The sequence below is a fragment of the Microcoleus sp. genome, assembly GCF_049646505.1.
Lineage (GTDB): Bacteria > Cyanobacteriota > Cyanobacteriia > Cyanobacteriales > Microcoleaceae > Microcoleus.
On record NZ_JBARVX010000020.1, the window covers coordinates 12,660 to 32,342 of the forward strand.

Annotated in this window: 15 protein-coding genes; 9 read left to right on the top strand and 6 right to left on the bottom strand. The window is 45.8% G+C overall.

Features of this window, described 5'->3' with window-relative positions; genetic code table 11:
- Positions 1–207: 207 nt before the first annotated feature.
- Genes WBA89_RS01385 through WBA89_RS01395 form a run of 3 tightly spaced genes read right to left on the bottom strand, consistent with a single transcriptional unit; the run spans position 208 to position 8,379 of the window.
- Complete coding sequence (locus WBA89_RS01385) at positions 208–3,465, bottom strand: RNaseH domain-containing protein (protein WP_424403363.1); 3,258 nt, start codon at positions 3,463–3,465, stop codon at positions 208–210.
- Between the two features lie 2 nt (positions 3,466–3,467).
- Positions 3,468–6,881: a hypothetical protein gene (locus WBA89_RS01390; RefSeq protein ID WP_424403365.1), complete on the bottom strand. Its 3,414-nt coding sequence runs from the start codon at positions 6,879–6,881 to the stop codon at positions 3,468–3,470.
- Positions 6,871–8,379: a hypothetical protein gene (locus WBA89_RS01395; RefSeq protein WP_424403367.1), complete on the bottom strand. Its 1,509-nt coding sequence runs from the start codon at positions 8,377–8,379 to the stop codon at positions 6,871–6,873. The genes WBA89_RS01390 and WBA89_RS01395 overlap by 11 nt, the downstream gene beginning before the upstream one ends.
- A 346-nt stretch (positions 8,380–8,725) precedes the next feature.
- Here WBA89_RS01395 and nadA point away from each other — a divergent pair, with 346 nt between their 5' ends.
- Positions 8,726–9,697, top strand: coding sequence for a quinolinate synthase NadA (nadA, locus tag WBA89_RS01400; RefSeq protein ID WP_424403433.1), 972 nt, complete (start codon positions 8,726–8,728; stop codon positions 9,695–9,697).
- Between the two features lie 234 nt (positions 9,698–9,931).
- Positions 9,932–10,549: a TIGR04282 family arsenosugar biosynthesis glycosyltransferase gene (locus WBA89_RS01405; RefSeq protein ID WP_424403369.1), complete on the top strand. Its 618-nt coding sequence runs from the start codon at positions 9,932–9,934 to the stop codon at positions 10,547–10,549.
- Positions 10,550–10,679: 130 nt separating this feature from the next.
- On the opposite strand, the gene WBA89_RS01410 is transcribed toward WBA89_RS01405, so the two are convergent.
- A complete protein-coding gene (locus WBA89_RS01410; RefSeq protein ID WP_424403371.1) occupies positions 10,680–11,876 on the bottom strand; it encodes an RNA-guided endonuclease InsQ/TnpB family protein in 1,197 nt (398 codons plus the stop codon).
- A 394-nt stretch (positions 11,877–12,270) separates the two neighbouring features.
- On the opposite strand from WBA89_RS01410, the gene WBA89_RS01415 reads away from it, so the two are divergent.
- The 6 genes from WBA89_RS01415 to WBA89_RS01440 all read left to right on the top strand — a co-directional run bounded on the left by WBA89_RS01415 (position 12,271) and on the right by WBA89_RS01440 (position 16,463).
- Positions 12,271–12,987: a TIGR04283 family arsenosugar biosynthesis glycosyltransferase gene (locus WBA89_RS01415; protein ID WP_424403373.1), complete on the top strand. Its 717-nt coding sequence runs from the start codon at positions 12,271–12,273 to the stop codon at positions 12,985–12,987.
- A 114-nt stretch (positions 12,988–13,101) separates the two neighbouring features.
- A complete protein-coding gene (locus WBA89_RS01420; RefSeq protein WP_424403375.1) occupies positions 13,102–13,611 on the top strand; it encodes a photosystem I reaction center protein subunit XI in 510 nt (169 codons plus the stop codon).
- 57 nt (positions 13,612–13,668) lie between these two features.
- Positions 13,669–13,785: a photosystem I reaction center subunit VIII gene (locus WBA89_RS01425; RefSeq protein WP_194012095.1), complete on the top strand. Its 117-nt coding sequence runs from the start codon at positions 13,669–13,671 to the stop codon at positions 13,783–13,785.
- A gap of 340 nt (positions 13,786–14,125) precedes the next feature.
- Positions 14,126–14,680, top strand: a complete 555-nt coding sequence (locus WBA89_RS01430; RefSeq protein ID WP_424403377.1) for a hypothetical protein — start codon at positions 14,126–14,128, stop codon at positions 14,678–14,680.
- 138 nt (positions 14,681–14,818) lie between these two features.
- Positions 14,819–15,706 (top strand): hypothetical protein, encoded by an 888-nt coding sequence (locus tag WBA89_RS01435; protein ID WP_424403379.1) that lies wholly within the window; start codon positions 14,819–14,821, stop codon positions 15,704–15,706.
- Between the two features lie 97 nt (positions 15,707–15,803).
- Positions 15,804–16,463 carry a DUF2996 domain-containing protein gene (locus tag WBA89_RS01440; protein WP_424403381.1) on the top strand — a complete coding sequence of 220 codons (660 nt, stop codon included), beginning with the start codon at positions 15,804–15,806 and terminating at the stop codon, positions 16,461–16,463.
- A gap of 465 nt (positions 16,464–16,928) precedes the next feature.
- Here the strand turns inward: WBA89_RS01440 and WBA89_RS01445 are convergent, their stop codons facing one another.
- Complete coding sequence (locus WBA89_RS01445; protein WP_424403383.1) at positions 16,929–17,762, bottom strand: alpha/beta fold hydrolase; 834 nt, start codon at positions 17,760–17,762, stop codon at positions 16,929–16,931.
- A 239-nt stretch (positions 17,763–18,001) separates the two neighbouring features.
- Positions 18,002–18,727 (bottom strand): lysophospholipid acyltransferase family protein, encoded by a 726-nt coding sequence (locus WBA89_RS01450; protein ID WP_424403385.1) that lies wholly within the window; start codon positions 18,725–18,727, stop codon positions 18,002–18,004.
- 516 nt (positions 18,728–19,243) lie between these two features.
- Between WBA89_RS01450 and WBA89_RS01455 the strand changes: the two genes are divergently transcribed.
- A complete protein-coding gene (locus tag WBA89_RS01455) occupies positions 19,244–19,558 on the top strand; it encodes a hypothetical protein (protein WP_424403387.1) in 315 nt (104 codons plus the stop codon).
- The last annotated feature ends 125 nt before the right edge of the window (positions 19,559–19,683 follow it).

A 19,683-nucleotide genomic window follows, 5' to 3' on the forward strand; every position in this document is an offset into this window, starting at 1 on the left:
ACTAATTATACAGCGCAGCCTCCCTCAGAGGATTGTAGATTTTAAATTCTAGATTCTAGATTTTCTCAACATCTGCAAATTTTACTCCCCACCGCCAAAACTCTCTCCCCGTTTGACATTAAAAGCGATCGCCCTGAATTCAAGCCCATCAATCATCCACAGCAACGCCATCATACTCAAACGTCACGACAGCGCCCCTAGACTGCATCATTCCTCCAAATCTGGTTCCGCCTCCACTTCCTCATCTTCAATTACAAATTCGCTGATGTAATCCCGCACGACACGCTCGAAGAACAGGGGAGCAGGTAAACTCGACCAGTCGCTGTAGTGACCAAAACCATAGCGCAGAGATTCTACCAGCGCAGCAAGGCGATCGGGATCGTCATTTTCTTGTCGCAAAGTCACAACAATTTCAAGGGGATTAGGAGTTGGTAAGTGTCCGATATAAGGCGAACGGGTTCCGATTTTGTAAACCTCTAATCCGGCTTCGTTTAAAACTTTTTCTAGCGAACCATCCTCTTTTTTGACTTTGAAAATTGCGCTGATTTGGGTTTCGCCATAGCAACTTTGACCGCGCGATTCATGATGGAGTGTTTTACGTCCTACAGAAAGGTAAGCAACACAACCCGTTTGATTTATTTCGCTGTTTTTATTTCTTGAATTCAACCGAAATAACTTCATGGCACTGGAAGCAGAAGGAATTTCAAAGGTTGAAGTTAGTTCTTCTTTTGTTCGCCGATCTTCCAGAAAAGTTTCTGCAAAATATCGAATTTTTTTATCGATAATTCCAGGGGCGAGGTCTTGGCGAATCCGAATTATCCGCGCGCCTTTCCAGACATCTTGCATCCGCTCGTACTGCTGACCGAGGTTAATTTGATTTGCATTCATTTTAGAATCGGCAAGCCAAGGCCAAAGTTGCACGCAGTTGGAAGAATCGATCGTAACTAATGGTTGATTTCCCTCCTCTACAGAATTGGAAATAATCTGCTCGACAAATTTCATGAAACGAATTTCACGCCGACTTTTATCATTAGCCAGTTTTACGGGGGAAATTCGGGAAATGAAGGCGATCGCCTCAGAAAACTTGCTCCAAGGACTGATTTGTAAACTATTCCCATTCTCATAAGCACAGCACAGTTCGCACTCGCCTGTCTCCACGTTGAGACGCATAGCAACTGGTAAAAATGTCTTCTCAATAGAACCGCGAGTGCGACCTTTCTGTTTGCGGACGATCGTAATCCCAATAATTTCTTTTGGTCTGGCTTCTTGAGGAATGTCTTTTAACCATTTGTCAACCTTTGCTTTGACATCATCAATGCGGCCAGAATGAGCCCAAAGTAAGTCTTTTAGAGCCGCTTGCACTCTATGGGAAAAATTATCGAGATTGAGAATATTTTTCTCCTTAGTTTTCTCAATCGGTAGCAGAAACTGCACGCAAGAACCGGCGATTGTAGCCAATGCTTGACGGGATGAGGGCTTATTCACGCGATCGTCATGTTTGTTGTCTGGATACCATTCCCGCGCCATTACCAGGCAAAAAGTTCGCTGTTTGCGTAAAGCCAGTTGTTTGACGATCGAGTCCCAGGCTTCTATGCGGTGGCGCGATCGCTCTTTTGCTGTCAAATTTGCACCTGGCAATGACTCTTTCGGCCCGTGAGTCTTTGCTGGTAAACTATTAGCAATAACTTCGATCGCACCACCCCATAGAACGCGAATCATTGCTTGCAGCAGGTTCAATTCGGTTTGCAAATGTTCTTGGTAAAAGATAACAAGCAACAGTTTTTCGTCAGGGTATAGCCGACGCATAGCTTCCTGGTTTGCCTGAATCATCGCCTTAAGTTCTTTTAATTGACAAACCACTTGAAGGGCTTTTCTGCCTTTTGAAATGTTTTCTAGATTGGTATCAAGGTGTTTGGTTAGCAAGCTGTTTAACTCATTGTCATCAAAGCTTTCTAGATATTTGGGAGTCAAATCAGAACAGTCGTCTTTTTCGAGAACTTCTAAAGCAGCACCTAACAGAGTAGGCAAGTTAATCATGCGCGAGGGTGTATCGTCTTTTTTGTGACTTGTGCCTTTGATTTTTACTTCCGAGTAATTATCGAAAGGTTTGAAGCCGATAGGCTGGAGAATTTCGGCAATCTTTTCAAAAGCTTCTAACTTATCAATCTCCGGTACGCCTACCTTAATCCCATGTTTCCCTTCTTGCAATCCGTTGCGGTAAGTTAATACTACTTTACAGCTTGCTGTTGAAGCTTTACCCAATGCAATTTGAGAACCATCAATGTTTTGATTATCAGGCGTTTTAATCGGGAGTTTGAGCTTGCCGCGCAATGCTTCAAAATCTTTATCGATCGCCCAAACCCAATTTTTCTTTTTGTCCTGTTGACTTTTCTCCTGTTTTTCCGACTGGGAAAGCACTGTGTAGCTAAAAGTGCGATCGCCCCAGTCATCAGAAAAGACAAAGCCGCTAATATTTGCTGAGTTATAGCCCGCAGGTTTTAACTGACCCACCCAGCGGCGTTTGGAAACATCTATCTTCAATAAAGGCTGGTGCAAAGAAGGATAGGTTACGACTTCTAAGCGTACCACCAGACTGAATTTTCCTGTGTGTTTGGGTAGAGTAATGGGATCGGTAATCAATTCTGCCGTTCCAGTTGTGAGACGCCCGCCGCTAGAGATAACCCGCTTCATTGTTCCTAGCCCCTGAAAAATCTCTTTTCCGGCGATCGCGCGAGCTGCATAATCGACTAACACCCGATAATCATAAGTCTTTCTAGCCTGAGTTGTTCCTGTTTCTGCTGACCATTTCCACGGTAAAACTTGAGACTTTAACACACTAATTTTCAGCAACTCTTTTCGATCGTGCAAATCTTCCAAACGATCAATTACTTCTAATAGCCCATCTTCTTTCTCAGCAAAAGGTTTGAGATAATTTATCATCCACTCGTTGATAATTGGGCGTAATGCTTTTTGGATATCTTCCGTACTTTCGGAATTTAAGTAAGCAAATGGTTCAGGCTCATTTACATTTTTAGGATTCAACGAATAGTTACTCAAACCTAAATTAGACTGAATCCGTTCTGCATTGTCAAGTCCTACTTCTAACAAGCCTCGCAACGACTGGTAAGGGAGATTTATTATGGTCTTATCAGCATTAGAAATAGCTTTTTGGATGGTCGAAAGCTCGTGTAAAGCAGATTTTGTCCAAGCTAGCGTCAAGCCTTTAACTGTTACTGGCTCGATATTGTCTGGCACGGTAAAAGCTAGGGGATTTTTTTTGATACTCTTATTTGCAAGAGGAATGTAAAGAGTGTCTGAAAACACAGTTGCTTCAGTTTCTTCGTCATCATCGGATTCTATTTCGTCAAAAATTTCGTCGTTCATGGTTGCATCTCCAGTAATATTAGTTTCCTTTAATTCACCGTCATCATCGAATGCAATTTCATCAAAAATTTCGTCATTCATCCTTACATCTCCAAGAAAGCTGAAAAATCATCAAAATCGTCTTCTTCTTCTGTCAAACCTCCTGAATCGCGTAAACTTGGCGGGTAAACTACGCCCTCAATGCGTCGCATGGGGTCGAGAAATGCCCCGTAAAGTTCTTGATATATTTCTCGAATCACTGAATCAGGATGCTTGACGCATTCTTCTAAAATAATTCGCATCTGAACTAGCATACTGTCCCGCCCGGAGTCAGGTTCATTTTTAGTAGATTTAATTGCCCAAGCTGCATCGACAAAGTAAACTTGTACCGGACACCCATTTCGCATCCCGCGCCCGATAGTTTGCAAAATCCCAACCATCTGATTTGCCGTAAACGGTTTGAATAAATCTTCACCCAAGCGGCTAGCCATTAGAGGTTCGCGCAACAGGTGATTCGCCGTTTTCCACAGTTGTCTTCTCGACTGTTTCCAAGCATTAGAAATTGCTGACAAATCTTCTGTTTCACTAAAAACTCGACTGTCAAATTCTTGGGTAGCTTTTCCGGCGAGGCTGTACAAAAGCTGCGTATCGTCAGTGGTGGGATGGGGACGGGTGAGAAAATAAATTGTACCAATTGCTGCATCGAGTTTCCTATCTCCTTTGGTGAAAACAATATTCACGCCTCTACCGATCGCCAACAGGGGAAAAATGATAATATCGCAAGTTTCATCATCTCCTAAAGCCTCGCACTGAGCCGTTGTGACGAAATCAGTTGCTTGCTCTCCATTTTTGAGAAACTTAACCACTGCTTTGGTTTTTTTGCCGATTTCTGGATGGTAATTGTTGATAAAGTTCTTAATCGTGCGAGCTTGTTCGTAGCTGTTAACAATTAAGGCAGCTTTGCGGTAAATACCATTTTGCACGTCAAAGTTGCGGATGGATTTGTAAATTTCCGATTTCTGATTTCCTCCCCGCACCAGCGCGTCTACCATTTTTTCTAAATTGCGATGGCGTTGTTCGCCTGCACCGCTATATCGGAGAGGTTCATCGCGAAATTCGCGATCGGGCAGCCATTTGAAGCGGTATTTGCTCTTTTTGGGATCGCGTTCTGTTTGGCGCGGTTGCAGCAGATAATCCGGCCCCGAATTAATGTGATAAGCAGGACTTGCTTCGAGAAATGAGGTAGCGGAAGTCATTAAAACTGCCGGCGCTGTAAGTTCGCCATCTGCCTCAAATAACTTGTGAAAGCGGTGCATTAACATCCGAGGCGCACCCACAAAAATGATATAAGACAGTTCCACATTTCGGGCTTGAGTTCGAGTAGTTTGTGCTGATTGGTAACTGTATTTCACGCCCGAAAAAGACCCCAAAATATTTTCAGGAATCAGTTGTCGCAGTTCCGGCGTTGCCGTTGATTCGACAATCGGTTCCCGAATCAGTCCTTCTGCTACCATTGTTCTCGTTTCCGGGACAATCCGCTGATAGCCTAAAATCACAAAAGTGACACAAACAAGTAAGGTAATTGTATCCTGAGCTTCGGCTGATGCAGTCGCATCCTTAAAACACAAAGGTAAAAACAATTCGGCAATTTCTTTGACAATCTTGTCGCGCCGTTCGATCAGATTTTCTGCTAAATAACGCCGAAAATAACGAATCTGAGTTTCCCACTGCTGTTTGAGGGTATCGGGGTTGATTCCCAGCCTTTGAGCGCACATATCTAAGTTCAGCCGATCGTGCGGTTCAATGCCAGTGCGATCGTAAAAAGCATGGTAAGCTGCCGTTTCCCAGAATTCTTTCAAGGCTCGACTTTTGCTAAATCCCTGTTTGACTTCCTCTTCGTCAAGGCGATCGCGTTTAGAAAATTTCTCAAAGCCATCCAACAAATCGCTGACTATTCTCAAAACAGTTAACAACTGATTTTCATAGCGTTTGCCGACTGGCGATGAAGGCATATTTTGAACCGCAGTAATTAACGATGTGTTGAGGTCGCCAAATTCCGATAAATCGCGGCTGTAAAGTTCAACATTGCGATCGAACAAGCGATAATTTTCGCCGCCTGCAAAAGGATTGTGAATTTGCTGTTGAATGGCTAAATGGATAGATTCTTTCGCCCCAGAAAGTTTTAAGGTTGCTGCACCGTAAGCATCCAAATTTGATTGCACCATATCTGCTTCGTCAAAAACTACCACATCAAATGTCCGGGCAATCAATTCAAAATAACGAATGCGTTCGCGAATCGCCTGGGGGGGAACTTCAGTATCCATTGAAAGAACGTGACCTACCCAAATATTAGCATCTAGCAAATCGCGGGGTGCTTTGTTGCGGCCGCACATCGTCCAAACCGGACAGAGATACTTTTTCATTTTGCCATTTTTACCGCCGCTTTGTAATATTTCGTTGCACGGTGCGTAACCAAATCCCCACATCGAAGTATCGGCACTTGAAAACGCAGGTAAGACGCAATTTAAGCCAAAAGTTTCTGCCTGTTCCAAACTACAGCCAAAGCCGCCATTTCCTCCTGATGCTGCGATCGCCTCGGCAATGTTGTTAGCGTGTCGGCGGCGGGTGCCATCGCTTTGACCGACTAGCATTCCCACTTTAATTTCATGAAATGCCAGTTCGGCCATGTACTGTCTGGCAACTTCAATGGAGGGAAACACAAACATTGCTTTATAACCGCGTTTTCCCAACCACACAGCTATCAATACCAGCAAAGTTGTTTTGCCCGATCCTGGCAGTCCAATTAAGTGCTTGATGCCTGCTAATTCGAGGAATGTTTCTTCTCGCAAACCTTTACCAATTTCTGGTACCTTAAGCGCAAAATGTTCAAACCGTTTTACCCAGCTACCCTGTCTTTTTTCAGGGTGATTTGCTTCGCGTTCATCCATCTCAACTGCTAATTGGTACAGTTCTGCAAGGGGAATGCGGATTTTTGCTTTCGGCAACCGTTCGAGGGAATGGTTGCGGCGCGGTGCAAGCGGGATGGCGATCGGGCCAATTGGCACTCTCGCGGCTGTTGTTTCTTTACCTAAAGCCACGGCCATTGGCTGGCGGGGTTCTGCAAAGCTGGTGCTGTAAAATTGGTGTGCCAAAGGCTGACTGAGAATTTGACGGGCTTTGGCAATTAAAGGGTCTTCTAGGGGGTCTGTGCGTTCAAAACGAAGTGTTTCTAAGTTGATTTTATAGGTTCCTTGAGTTTTGTTGCGGTAGTGGCGATCGTTATAAATAGCAACTGCGTGTTTAACTGACTGTTCTGTCACGTAAGCCAGGGACATCAGGCGCATATTGAAAATGGCTTGGCGGGCTTTTGCCAGCGCGGGTGCATTGACGATACTCGCCATTCCCGATATTGTTAAAGGAGCATATTCTAGGGAATTAGTATCTAAAAATTCTGCCATTAAAACGCACAACCAGCAAATGCGATCGGTTCCGGTCCATAAATCAGCTTTAATTCTCATATTTGATTGCCTTTAACAACTCAATGACTTGTGAAACAGATAGAATTTCGAGAGTAGCAGTATCGCCTTTTTTATCGATCGCTGACCGGAAAGTAGAGAGGTAATCCGGTCGCTCCTCAATTAATCGATCGCTGACGGCAATGATGCGGCGGCGGTAGTGAATCAGTCCTCCAATGCTGCGGTTGAGGCGCAAGGCAAGGGAGACCGGACTGGTGTAAGACTTAGCATCAATGCCAATATTGCGACGGTTAATTCCGATATCGCACAAGTCGGATTCTGGGTAAAGTTCGGCATCGAGTCCGTTTTTTATGGCTGCATCAAAAATTGCTAATTCGTCAATTCCCGGCCCTGTCCAATAGGTTAAAATTTGCGGTTTGGCAATCAGCAATCGGTCTCGATTTGGGTCTAATTTCTCCGAAACTTTTGCTGTTGAGGACTCGTGACCGAGGCATTGGCGAATCGGACACCGCCCGTCGGAAAAAAGTTTTAGATCGGGAGAGGGGCGCATCAGCGTACCGCAATACGCGCAGCGATGAGCCTGTCCGTTAATTAACCAGATGTCCGGCACGCGATCGAAAAAGGTGTCAACAATCATTCCCTGTAAAGGGGTTAAATCGTTGTCGCGCAAGTAGTCTAAGAGTTGGTGTTCTCCGATGAGCGATCGGCTGCCAAATAGCGATCGCAAAGCCGTATAAGCTTTGTGCTTTTGGCGACTTCCCAATCGTTCAGTTGCCTCGATCAACCGTTCGTACAGTCGGCGTTCGATCGCATTATCTTCGCCAAAAGTACCTCTGGAGTTAGCAATTTCCGCACAATCTGGGGTCGGTACTCGCAAGTCTGGATCGATGAGAATTGCTTGACGAAAGCGAAAATCTGGTTGACTAAAAATATTTAAGTCCCACCGATCGAGGGAGTATCTAGCACGTTCCAAAACGGTATGCACGCAAGCCGCGCGATCGCTTTTTCCGGCTTCGATGTACAGCCGGCCCAATTTGCACATTGCCCGATAAAGTTCTGATGGCATACTGTCCTCTTGGCGGACAATTTCTCGATTGAGAGTTCTGATGTATTGCCGCAGAATTCCCTGCGCTAGCAAGACAACAGCATCTTCTGCCAGATCGAGGTTGCTGGCGTGTCCTGTGGGTAATGGCAATGTCCCTGTTTGCATTGGCGGCAACCACGAGGGGTCTTGACAATTTGCCTCGGCAATGATTTGTTGTTCCAAAGTTGCGTCGGGGAATGAGGGTAAAACTTGGACGATCGCCGCCAGCGTCCAGCCTTTCTTGAGCAAAAGTGCTGTTGCCAGTCCTTCTAAAATTTGTCGAAACCGAAATTCTTGCCCTTTCGGCTGCGAAAGCAGTTGCTTGGCTCTCCACGATCGCACCGTTCGCACCGCTGGGGGTTCCACAGATAGCCCGAGCTGCTCAATCCGTCGTTTTAGTTCTTTTGTCAGAAACTCAGCAGTTCCCTGCCACTGGCGATCGTCCTCAAAGTACATAGATGTATCAAACCAACTGATTTACATCGTTCTCTGTTTACATTAGATAATGTAACCTAGCACTGTCAATAGAGGCCACTCAAAATACTTGTCGCTCAAGGTAGTTATTGCCCTGTGAATGTCTTGCTGGACAGAGCTTTCAGTCTAATTGACCGATCGGGTAAAAATTTAGCTAAGTCAACTCGTGGATGGAAAAATCTCGCTGCCGCTGCCAGTCAGTCGGTTAACTTACAGCCAATTTTCTACCTTTGGCCCAACCAGCCACTTGCAACCGTTTTTGGTGAATTCAACTATAATTCAAAATACACTTGAGTCCAGCCGCCACCATTCACCCAAGATTCTAACTGTGTTTACCACCGCACCTGCTCCCAACTTTACCCAAACCAGACTGCCCGACGACTTGTTTGCCGCAATCAACGCCCTCAAACAAGAGTTAAACGCCGTCATTCTCGCCCACTACTACCAAGACTCCGACATTCAAGACATCGCAGACTTCATTGGCGACTCCCTAGAACTTGCCCGCAAAGCCGCCAACACCAGCGCCGATGTCATAGTTTTTGCCGGAGTTCATTTCATGGCAGAAACCGCAAAAATTCTAAATCCCGACAAATTAGTATTGCTGCCAGACTTAAATGCAGGTTGTTCCCTCGCCGACAGTTGCCCGCCCGAAGCCTTTGCAGCTTTCAAAGCCGATCGACCAAAACACTTAGTTATTTCCTACATTAACTGTACCGCCCAAATCAAGGCAATGAGCGACATAATTTGCACCAGCTCCAACGCCGTCAAAATAGTCAACCAAATTCCCGCAAATCAGCCAATAATCTTTGGGCCCGATCGCAATCTCGGCCGCTACGTCATCGAACAAAGCGGTAGACAGATGGAACTCTGGCAAGGAGCCTGCATCGTCCACGAAAACTTCTCAGAAAAAAAGATAGTTCAACTCAAAATCGAAAATCCCGAAGCCGAAATCATCGCCCACCCAGAATGCGAACCTCCCGTACTTCGCCACGCCAATTATATCGGTTCCACCGCCGCTTTGCTCAAATATACTCAATCGAGTTCCAGCCAAGCATTTATTGTGGCGACTGAACCGGGAATCATTCACCAAATGCAAAAGCAAACACCACACAAACAATTTATCCCCGCTCCTGGTAACAATAATAATACTTGTGCTTGCAACGAATGCCCGCACATGAGATTAAACACCTTGGAAAAATTGTACCTAGCTATGAAAAATAAAACCCCAGAAATTACCATGTCTCAAGAGCAGCAGCTAGCCGCACTGCAACCCATCCAGCGAATGTTAGAAATGAGCTAGCAGGCTATTTTTTAGTTAATGTATTGTAGGGTGGATTGGGCGCTGCAATTAAGTTAAGTCACCAACAAACAAATATTAAACTGCGCCCAACCCACCAATATTAGACTTGCATTGCACTCACTCGCAGACAATCTATAAATTATCTGCGTTTATCTGCGTTTATCTGCTTAACATCTGCGGTTAACAGGCTATATCGAAGATTTATGCAAGACTATAATCTAAAATTAAAATGGTATGATTTCAGAAAAATTGATTATTTTCACCCGCTATCCCGAACCCGGAAAAACTAAAACTCGACTGATTCCGGTGTTGGGAAAAGAAGGTGCTGCCAATCTTCACCGCTTGATGGCCCAAAAGGCGATCGCCCGCGCGCTCACTCTCCAAAACTCCCGCCGATTATCAGTAGAAATTCATTACACAGGCGGCAGCCCACAACAGATGCAAGACTGGTTGGGAACAGATGTTATTTATCAAAATCAAACAGACGGCGATTTAGGCACCAGAATGGCTGCAGCGTTTCAAAACTCTTTTGATTCAGGGGTTGACAAAACTGTAATTATCGGCACTGATTGTCCCGCACTGAAACCAGAAATCATGGCAAAAGCTTTTGACGAACTGAGCCAGCACGATTTAGTTTTGGGGCCGGCAAAAGACGGAGGTTATTATCTGATCGGGCTGGGGCGATCGGTACCGGAATTGTTTGGCGGCATTAACTGGGGAACCAATGAGGTATTTGCTGCTACGCGGGCGATCGCCCAAAACCTCGATCTGAAAATTGCTTATCTTCCCACTCTTGCAGATATCGATCGACCGGAGGATTTGCTCGATTTAGATATGAATATTTTGAAATAACTAAACTGTATTGAGGCGATGTAAAACATTAGTAATTGTCATATTTAATTAATTAAAAACACTTGATTGTGAAACCATAAGGTCATAATATATTGACACTCCCCAGCTATCAGGCGAGGGGATTCTTGGATCAACCAGTCGATTTGCTCATTGATGTCGCCACCAGCGAGTAGAGATCGGTCTGTCCCCTAGCGTGAATTCCGGTGTGCCCCACCGTATTTAAATCGACTCCTGTATGAGCTTTTAAGCCTTTAGCTAGAATGTTTAACGCGGCATTATGATCGCGATCTAATATCGTTCCGCACCCGCAAATATGCGTTCGGGTTGATAAAGTTTTCTTAACAATGTCGCCACAGTTTGAACATTTCTGAGATGTGTATTGTGGTGGAACAGCAATAACTGTTTTGCTGTACACTTTTCCAAAATACTCCAACCATTGAGCGAACTGTGACCACGCAGCATCACTAATCGATTTAGCGAGTTTATGGTTTTTAACCATATTACGCACTTGAAGGTCTTCGCAGGCTACAAAATCGTTAGATTTCACTACGTACAACGCCGTCTTAATGGCGAAGTCTTTACGCTGCCGACTAACCTTTAGGTGCTTTCTTCCTAACTTGTCGATCGCCTTTTTCCGGCTTTTGGAGCCTTTCTTTTTCCGAGAAACTCGCTTTTGCAATCTCTTCAAAGCTTTTTCGCTTTTGCGGAGATACCGAGGATTGGGAACTGTTTCACCGTCGCTGTCAGTATAGAAGTGGTTTAATCCAACATCTATGCCAATCATTTTACCAGTAGAAACGGGTTCCTCTTTTCGTTCGATGTTGATGCAGAATTGGGCATAATAGCCGTCGGCACGACGCACTATCCTAATTCGCTTAATCTCATCGGGCGCATAGAAATGCAAGTCCCGACTACCAATTAACTTGAATTTTCCAGCAGCAAAACCATCCTTAAATGTTAGGCATCTTTTGTCGCTAGAAAGCGCCCAGCCGGATTGTTTGTATTCGACGGAACGAGTGTACTTCTTAAATTGCGGGTAGCCCTTTTTTCCGGGTTTCTTAGCTTTGCAATTAGCAAAAAAACGTTGGATAGCAAAAATAGCACGTTCCGCAGAAGCTTGTCGTGCCGTTGAGTTAAGCTTGCCCGCCCATTCAAATTCTTTCGCCATAACGGCGCATTCTTTGTACAGGTCTACTAACTTAATTCCTTGGTTGTCTACCCAATGTCTAAGAGTTTTGTTTCTGACAAATTGAGCCGTCCGAATCATGTCGTCGATGATTCGATATTGCTCTGCTTTGCCCTTCAATTTAAACTCTAAAACTTTCATTGGAAGAGTTTATCACTTTTGCTAAAATTTTTAGTTATAAGTCTGTATATTTAACAAGTCTTCACACTTCTTGTAATTAAAGCCGTCCTATAAGGACGGGGCTTTATACCCAATTTTTTGGTAAGTGTATTTGTCTGACCGAATGCAGCGGTTAGACAGCGCTTGCGACTATTGTCGCAAGCGCGACAAAAAGCCAAAGTTTAGCATCGATCGCAATTCGTCGCCCTGAGTAGAAACCGGGTTTCTTGCTATATTTATTGCAGCTCAACCCAAAACTCGTAGAAACCCGGTTTCTGGGCCCCATGCGTAAAACCTCAAACTGTCGTAATCTGTGGAATAACAGATAAGTTTTGTACAAAACCCGCCATCTCTCTCGCGGGCTGCTTGATTCTGTATGCTATCAGAAAATCCGAATCTCAAAATTTCCATTATTATTCCAGCCTTAAACGAAGCACCTACGATCGCCCCAGTCATCTCCACCGCCCGAAATGCTAAAAATGTGGAAATCATTGTCGCCGACGGCGGCAGCAGCGATGGCACCGCATCTCTAGCGCAATCTTTGGGCGTGCGAGTTATCTCTACTGCCCCTGGCCGCGCTACCCAAATGAATGCAGGTGCGGCCTCGGCTACTGGAGATATCCTGCTGTTTCTCCACGCCGACACTCTTTTGCCTCGCGGCTACGACTCTGGCGCGCGCCGAGCACTAGCTAAACCCCAAACAGTAGCGGGGGCCTTTGAACTCAAGATTGACGCCCGCAGTCTCTGTCTGCGGCTGCTAGAAACAGGGGTAAACTGTCGATCGAACTTTCTGCAAATGCCCTACGGCGATCAAGCCATTTTCCTCTATTCAGCTACTTTTGACAAAATCGGCGGTTTTCCCGACTTACCCCTGATGGAAGACTTTGAATTCGTGCGCCGATTGAAAAAACAAGGCCGCATCGCCATATTGCCCCAGCCAGTGCTGACCTCCGACCGCCGCTGGCAGCAGCTTGGAGTATTCAAAACCACTGCCATCAATCAAATAGTAATTATTGCTTATTCTTTAGGAGTGTCGCCAAATCGACTCGCTTTCTGGTATAGAGGACAAAAGAAAAATTCTTCCGAAAACTAAAGAATAGTGAACTTTTCTAAAGCTCCGTGCCAATTATGCAAATAGGAAGCCCGTCCCTGCGTAAAATATGACTGGAACGCCTCAAAATTTACGCACAGCGAGGAAAAAGAGAATATGGCCGATCCCAGAGATGCAGAGCTTATTAAACCCTTTAACGGCGACCCCTTCACGGGTCATCTAGCAACTCCCATCAGTGCTTCTGATTTCACCAAAGCATTCATCGGAAACTTGCCAGCCTACCGCAAAGGACTATCGCCCCTAGTTCGAGGTCTAGAAATCGGTTTGGCACACGGCTATTTCCTCGTCGGCCCAGAAATCGTCTTCGGGCCTCTGCGGGATTATCCTGAAGCAGCTAATCTTGGCGGACTAATTACAGCCCTAGTCATAGTTCTACTCGGCACACTAGGTATGTCTGCTTACGGTTTGGTCTCTTTCAAGCAAGACAACACCAGCTACCCCAGTGCTAATCCCATGACTCCCGATTCCCTCAAAACTGCTGAAGGATGGAGTCAGTTGACCGCTGGTTTCTTTATTGGCGGCATGAGCGGCGTCTTTGCTGCATACTTCTTGCTGGAAAACTTTAACGGCGTTGATGCCATTTTCCGGGGTTTAGTCAACAATTAGACTCTACTCCTCAATATCCCTGTTGGAACACGCTAACTTTAGTTTGGAGAATTTGACATGACAGGTACCTACGCTGCCTCTTTCTTACCTTGGATTTTGATTCCGGTAATTACCTGGCTGATGCCAGTTGTGGTAATGGGTTTGTTGTTTATCTACATTGAAAGCGACGCCTGAGCTTTTCCCACAAAGCAACACCTCAGTTGGAAGACTGACAGACAACTGCTCTGAAACCTCTCTCATAAATCTAGGGAAAATCCGAAAAAATTGTTTTGAGATTGCTGGTAATTAGGAAATTTGCTTTCTTTACCCCAACCCCCAGACTCGACTGTGTGGAGCAATCTTTCTGTCTTCTTCCATTTGAATTCGCCATTGCCAAAAATCCTCTGTCATGCGGGCAGAGGATTTTTTTACAAATATTTTTTTCCCGCAAGCACAAATCACCCGATCGCAGAAGACAAATTGCGAAGTCGTGAGTCACAATTGTAATCGGAAAGTATCTCATAAGGAGACAGCGATGCCATTTCCCTCCGCGCGCAAAATCTTAGCTCCATTCCTGATCTCGGTACTCCTGTTAGTGACCGCCTGCGGTCAAACCCAAGCCCCTTCCCGCTGGGACAAAGCCCAGAACGAAAGTACCCAAGCACCTCCGGCTAATGCCAAGCAGGCTACTGACAAATCCATAGCTCAAAGTCAAAACCTTCCCGAGAAGGCAGTCGCAGGCGGCAAGTTAAATAAATACTTCCCCTCTTCAGGTGGCGGATTCGATCGCGTCTTCGCTCAAGAAAAATCCGGTTTTGCTGAAGCTAAGCTCAACAAAGGCGGTAAAAATGTCGCGATGCTCTCAATTAACGACATCGCCGGCAACACCTCGGCTGGTACAAAATTCCAGCAAAGTACCAAGAAAATTGGCGGCTATCCTGCTGTCAATCAGGGCGCTAATATCACTGCTGTTTTGGTGGCAAATCGCTATCAGGTGAAAGTTCAATCCCGCGATCCATCTTTTACTGCTAGCGATCGCGAAGCTTGGCTGTCAAAATTTAACCTCGCCGGCCTCGCTAGTGTCAAATAGCAATCTCTCCGGTTAAACTCCGCACCCGACCCCTGTCTGGCGCTATCAGAATTAATTCTGTCGCGATGTAATTGTCAAGTTTTTGCCATCTGCCAAAAGTAATACCTTTGATTCCTGTTCAACTATAAGGAGTTTTTTGTGAGCAAAACAGTCTTTGAATTAGTCGATCAACTGCCAAAAGACAACATGACTGTCAAAGCCCTGCGAGCGCTTGACTTTGTGGTTCCCGGCGAGTGGAACAATTTAGTGGGCTTTGAAAATACCATTCGCACTGTTACTGGCGAAACTGATGAAGATTTGATCCAGCAAATTGGCGATCGCGCCATCTACCTCTACAACGATAAGTCTGAGGGCTACCAGCGCGCTCTTTGGCTTTACCAAACCATCGACAGTGCCTCCGGTGCCCTAGGCACCGCTGCAATGGCGAACAAAGTATCCCAAAATGTCCCGTTTTTGGGCTTCCTCGGCAAGCTCACCCCGAAGCCAGAAAAAGCTCAGACGATCGACCTTTCTTTGAAATTAGTCGTTGAGTTGCTCGCTTTTTGCCAAATTAACGGGATTCCAGGCGACAGCATCGGCGATTTTGCCGGAGCTCTGGGCGACTACGGCGGCGAATCCCTGATGCGGATGGCTGCTTTGGTTTGTTTCGACGGTTTGATTCCTCTGGGCCCAGACTTTATCATCGCCACTCAGTCTTGGATTCAACGCCTCTCCCCGCAAGATTTGCAAGATAATGTGGCGTTTAAGTCGATCGGCGGCATGATTCCCGGCGGCTCTCCCGCAGGCCAGCTCGGCTTTATCGGCGAAAGCTTTAACTCGGTTTCCGGCTGGATGAGCTCTTTTGTGAGCGATCGGGGTTTGACACCTCAAAACGTACTCGGCCACTTGCAGAATTTTGTGGAAATTTCTGCTGACAAGGTGGACTACGTGGGCGCATTCCTCGACATCACTACCAACTACTACGAACACACCGGCGTTCAAACTCTCGCCCGCCGCTTGATTGAACGAGCTGTCGCTGAGATTTAGAATCAGCACGGGAGTTGTGATTTGGCGCACCTGCAAGTGTTTTGAGTTGAAAATTTTTTGACTCGCAATTCTTTAAGGTTGGTTTTCGATAAAATGTGTGTGCGATCGACTCGATCGATCGCCCGAAACTCAACTTACAACTCCTACCGATCGCTTTTACGAGGAACCGTTAATGCCAGAAGAATCCCAAAACCCTGCCGCTGGCGAATCAGAAATTCCCAGTGCTGCGATCGAGAACGCCCCGAGTTCCGACGCACCCGAAACAAGCGACAAGCCCCCTGCTAAAACAAAAAAGCCCGCAGCCAAAGCTGACGGCGACAAGCCCGCAGCCAAAGCTGACGGCGACAAGCCCCCAGCCAAAGCTAAAAAAGAAAAAGCACCTGCTGTTGAAGACAAGCCCTTTGCGGAATTTATTCAACAAGATTATTTGCCCGCCTTGCAAACTGCTTTGACTAAGCAGGGCGTTAAGGACTTAGAGGTGCGTTTTGCCAAGCAAAAACTCCCCATTGCCGGCATGAGTACCGCTGGAGATTGCTGGCAGGTAATTGGTAAATTCCAAGAAGGTCAGCGCCAATTTAACCTGTATTTTCCTCAAGAAGATATTAAAAGTCAAAGGGCGTTTTCCTGTGCTGACAATAATACTAACACCAGCACTTTAGAGCCTTTTTTGATTGACGAGCGCAAGATTACTCTCGACCTCATGGTGTTTGGCGTCGTCCAGCGGCTTAACGCTCAAAAATGGCTGGATCTTAATTAGTCAGTTGTTAGTAGTCAGTAGTCATTAGTCAGTAGTCATTAGTCATTAGTCAGTAGTCATTAGTCATTAGTCATTAGTCAGTAGTTGTTGGGGATTGGTTAGTTGTTATTGGTTATTGGTTACTTGCTACAATTTCCCATTCTCAATTCCCAATAACAACTAACAAATAACAACTAACAGCTAACAGTCAACAGTCAACAGTCAACAGTCATTAGTCATTAGCTATGACTTGTCATTTATGGGTCACTAGAAGCAAAATTACAGATTGAGCGATCGATAAAGTTCGTATCCAAATTAACGAGACCGTCACTAAAAAGTGCCTGGAGACAAGCAACTAATGACTGAGGACTATTGACTAATGACTGCTGACAACTAAGAGGGCGGGCACTCTTGGCACCGCCCCTACTGACTATTGACTATTGACAAATGACTACTGACTAATGACTACTGACTAATGACTATTGACTAATGACTGCTGACTAATGACTTATCTGTCAAAAAATTGCGCTCTTGCATAATCGCGAAAAGGTCAACATCTGTTTCTAACAAACAAGCATGACCGCTGTTAGCCAGCAGCACCATTTCAGCCTTGGGAATTACCTTAACTAAAAGCTTCCCTTCTGCTAAAGAAGGTAGCAGCCGATCGGCACCGCTAGCAATTACTAACGTCTGCTGTTTGATGCCGCGCAACTGATTTTGATCCACATCAAACGATCGCACTAACGCCAATCTCCACACAGACGTGTGTTGCGGTACCGCTTGCATCGCTTCTAGCAAAGCGCGCCTGTCGTCGCGCCCAATCTTTCCTAATGATGCTAACATCGGCAACAAACCGATTACCGACAGCGGATAAAGATTCGCCGGCAACCACTGAGTTAGATGCGAACCCCACTGCACCCAAGGCTGCTGTCGGAATGAAGAAGCAGGATTCACTAAAATTAGTCGATCGCACAATTGGGGAGCTTCTAAAACAATTTTCATCGCTAAACAGCCCCCAAATGACTCCCCGCACAGATAAACCTGCCGCTGCTGCTTTCCAGCTTGCTTTTCTGCTTCAATTAAGGCAGTAGTTTCGCTGACAAGTACCTCCCAGCTAGGCATATCGTCAGCAGGTAAAGTTAAACAGCGAATGTCGAAATTATTGGCTAATTTAGAAATTTGCGGCCGCAGCAGCAAACCGCTACCATCCATACCGGGTAGAAATATAAATAAAGGGCGATTCCCTACGGGATAGCTACGCTTCACGGCGACCGGCGGTTTGGGGCTTAGAAAACGAACCTTGTTACTAGCATTTGGCATGATTAAAATCAGAAATTAAATTATATGAACTCTATCAGTCGGGGATTGCTGTCAAAAATACGGGGATAATCAGAGAGCAAGAACAATCATCAATTAAGACATCAGACGAATCAAGAATCTTAAACCAGGAAGCGACTAAGAATCAGCCGAGGACGGCGACACAAGGAAAATGCGAGCAAAAATCACAAATTTATTCCTAATGACTGATGACTAATGACTAATGACTAATGACTTCTTCGTTAAAAACACCCTCGTTCGAGTAGTTGTACGATTTCCCCCTGACAGTGCTCTGTGAGTTCAGCAACCGCTGCTTTGGCTTTTTTGCCTCGATATTGCTGCTGTCTTTCGACAGTAATCCAGTAAGGGCGACCGATTAAAACATTAACTCGCTGATAAACTATCACAGGATGCCACCCAGCGCGATCGAACAGCGGTTCGGAAGGATCGAACAAACTCAACAACTTGAGCGGTACACCAGAGCGCACCGACTCTTCCTCCATTGAACCAATCGCCACCGGTAACACCGCCAAATCGCGCAGCGGAGCCCGCAAAGCCAAATGAGCAAATCCCCGCTGAAACTTCCCCACAGAATTCGGTTGAGTACACTTCACCATCGGTTCTGCACCCTCTGGAAATACCCCCACCATTTCCCCACTTTGCAGCAGCGCCGTCGCTTGAGAGAAAAAATGCTGCTGTCGTTGCTCCGGTGCTTCCAAGGGGAAAGCGCCGAAAGTCGTGACAACTTCCCGAATCACCGGAACTTTACCCATGTAGTGATGACAAGCAAAGCGGATCGATCGACCCAAAGCCGCCGTCAGCAGTACCGGATCTAAGAAACTGCGGTGATTGCTCACCACCAACACCGGACTATCTCGGGGCATCCGGTGCTCGTGGTGCAAAAACATCTGCGTTCCCAAACCGGCCAGGAAACAGCGCGAAATCAGCAATGTGCGATCGGAAGACATGGGCGAAAAGACAAGTACGACGCTATAAAGTTTGATTGCATCCCCATGCAGCTTAACATTACTTTACGAAATCGGGACTCAGCCAAAAAGTATACTTCCCCTGGACAAAACCTGTGCCAATCTACCCGCATTTCAGGCCCAGCGCGGATCTGCGGATCTACAGATAGCGGTTCGATCGCGTTGTGAGGTATGCCCTGTTTGGCCCATGCCCCATGCCCAATGCCCCATGCCCCATCCCTCCGCTTCGCTCCGCCCCATGCCCCATGCCCCATGCCCCATGCCCCATGCCCCATGCCCCATGCCCCATCTTTCTGAGAAATGCCTAAGTCTTGTTTCGGTAAAATTTCACACTCAGAAACAAAAATTCATAAAGTCTTGTTGCAAACTTCTATAAAAATGTTTAAAACTCCCGCAAAACCGACTTGTGCGCTCTAAAATTAGAAATTTACAGTCAGTATTGACAGACTGTCAAAGTATTTTTAGACAAGTCGTAATAGCAATCTTCCGAGGCATCAAATGAGTAACATCCAAAACTATCGCCTTAAATGTACCCTCACCTTTGGCGACATTTACGGTCAAATCATTGTTTGGCTGATAGTCATCTTCCTGAGTCTAGCGTCCGCACTCGCCCTCTGGAGCAGCGCCCGTCAAATCTACGCCTTGGCTACAGTAGGCTTGATTTTAGTGCTGTCTCTGCCCTTCTTGCTGTTTGCTTTCGTTACAACTCTGCTAAATAACATTCAAGTGCTTTCGGTAGACCCCGCCACCGAAGATCAACCTTCTGCAACGGGAAATCAATCCAATCAGCAGCCTGTCGAAACCATCGGCTAGTCGAATTGGAAATTTTAACTTTTGATGTTCAACTCAAATCAAAAGTTAAAAAACTTCCCGATCTTTTGATAGGAAGTTTTTTTTTGCGTCACCATAAGTTGAGGAGAACACTCAAAATTACTCAA

Bases quoted from the DNA above. Each gene is read 5' to 3' on its own strand.
- WBA89_RS01405 (WP_424403369.1), top strand. From the start codon at position 9,932: ATGATTTCAGAAAAATTGATTATTTTCACCCGCTATCCCGAACCCGGA.
- WBA89_RS01430 (WP_424403377.1), top strand. From the start codon at position 14,126: ATGCCATTTCCCTCCGCGCGCAAAATCTTAGCTCCATTCCTGATCTCG.
- WBA89_RS01395 (WP_424403367.1), bottom strand. From the start codon at position 8,379: ATGTACTTTGAGGACGATCGCCAGTGGCAGGGAACTGCTGAGTTTCTG.
- WBA89_RS01450 (WP_424403385.1), bottom strand. From the start codon at position 18,727: ATGTCTTCCGATCGCACATTGCTGATTTCGCGCTGTTTCCTGGCCGGT.
- WBA89_RS01420 (WP_424403375.1), top strand. From the start codon at position 13,102: ATGGCCGATCCCAGAGATGCAGAGCTTATTAAACCCTTTAACGGCGAC.
- WBA89_RS01425 (WP_194012095.1), top strand. From the start codon at position 13,669: ATGACAGGTACCTACGCTGCCTCTTTCTTACCTTGGATTTTGATTCCG.
- WBA89_RS01410 (WP_424403371.1), bottom strand. From the start codon at position 11,876: ATGAAAGTTTTAGAGTTTAAATTGAAGGGCAAAGCAGAGCAATATCGA.
- WBA89_RS01390 (WP_424403365.1), bottom strand. From the start codon at position 6,881: ATGAGAATTAAAGCTGATTTATGGACCGGAACCGATCGCATTTGCTGG.
- WBA89_RS01445 (WP_424403383.1), bottom strand. From the start codon at position 17,762: ATGCCAAATGCTAGTAACAAGGTTCGTTTTCTAAGCCCCAAACCGCCG.
- WBA89_RS01455 (WP_424403387.1), top strand. From the start codon at position 19,244: ATGAGTAACATCCAAAACTATCGCCTTAAATGTACCCTCACCTTTGGC.
- WBA89_RS01385 (WP_424403363.1), bottom strand. From the start codon at position 3,465: ATGAATGACGAAATTTTTGATGAAATTGCATTCGATGATGACGGTGAA.
- WBA89_RS01415 (WP_424403373.1), top strand. From the start codon at position 12,271: ATGCTATCAGAAAATCCGAATCTCAAAATTTCCATTATTATTCCAGCC.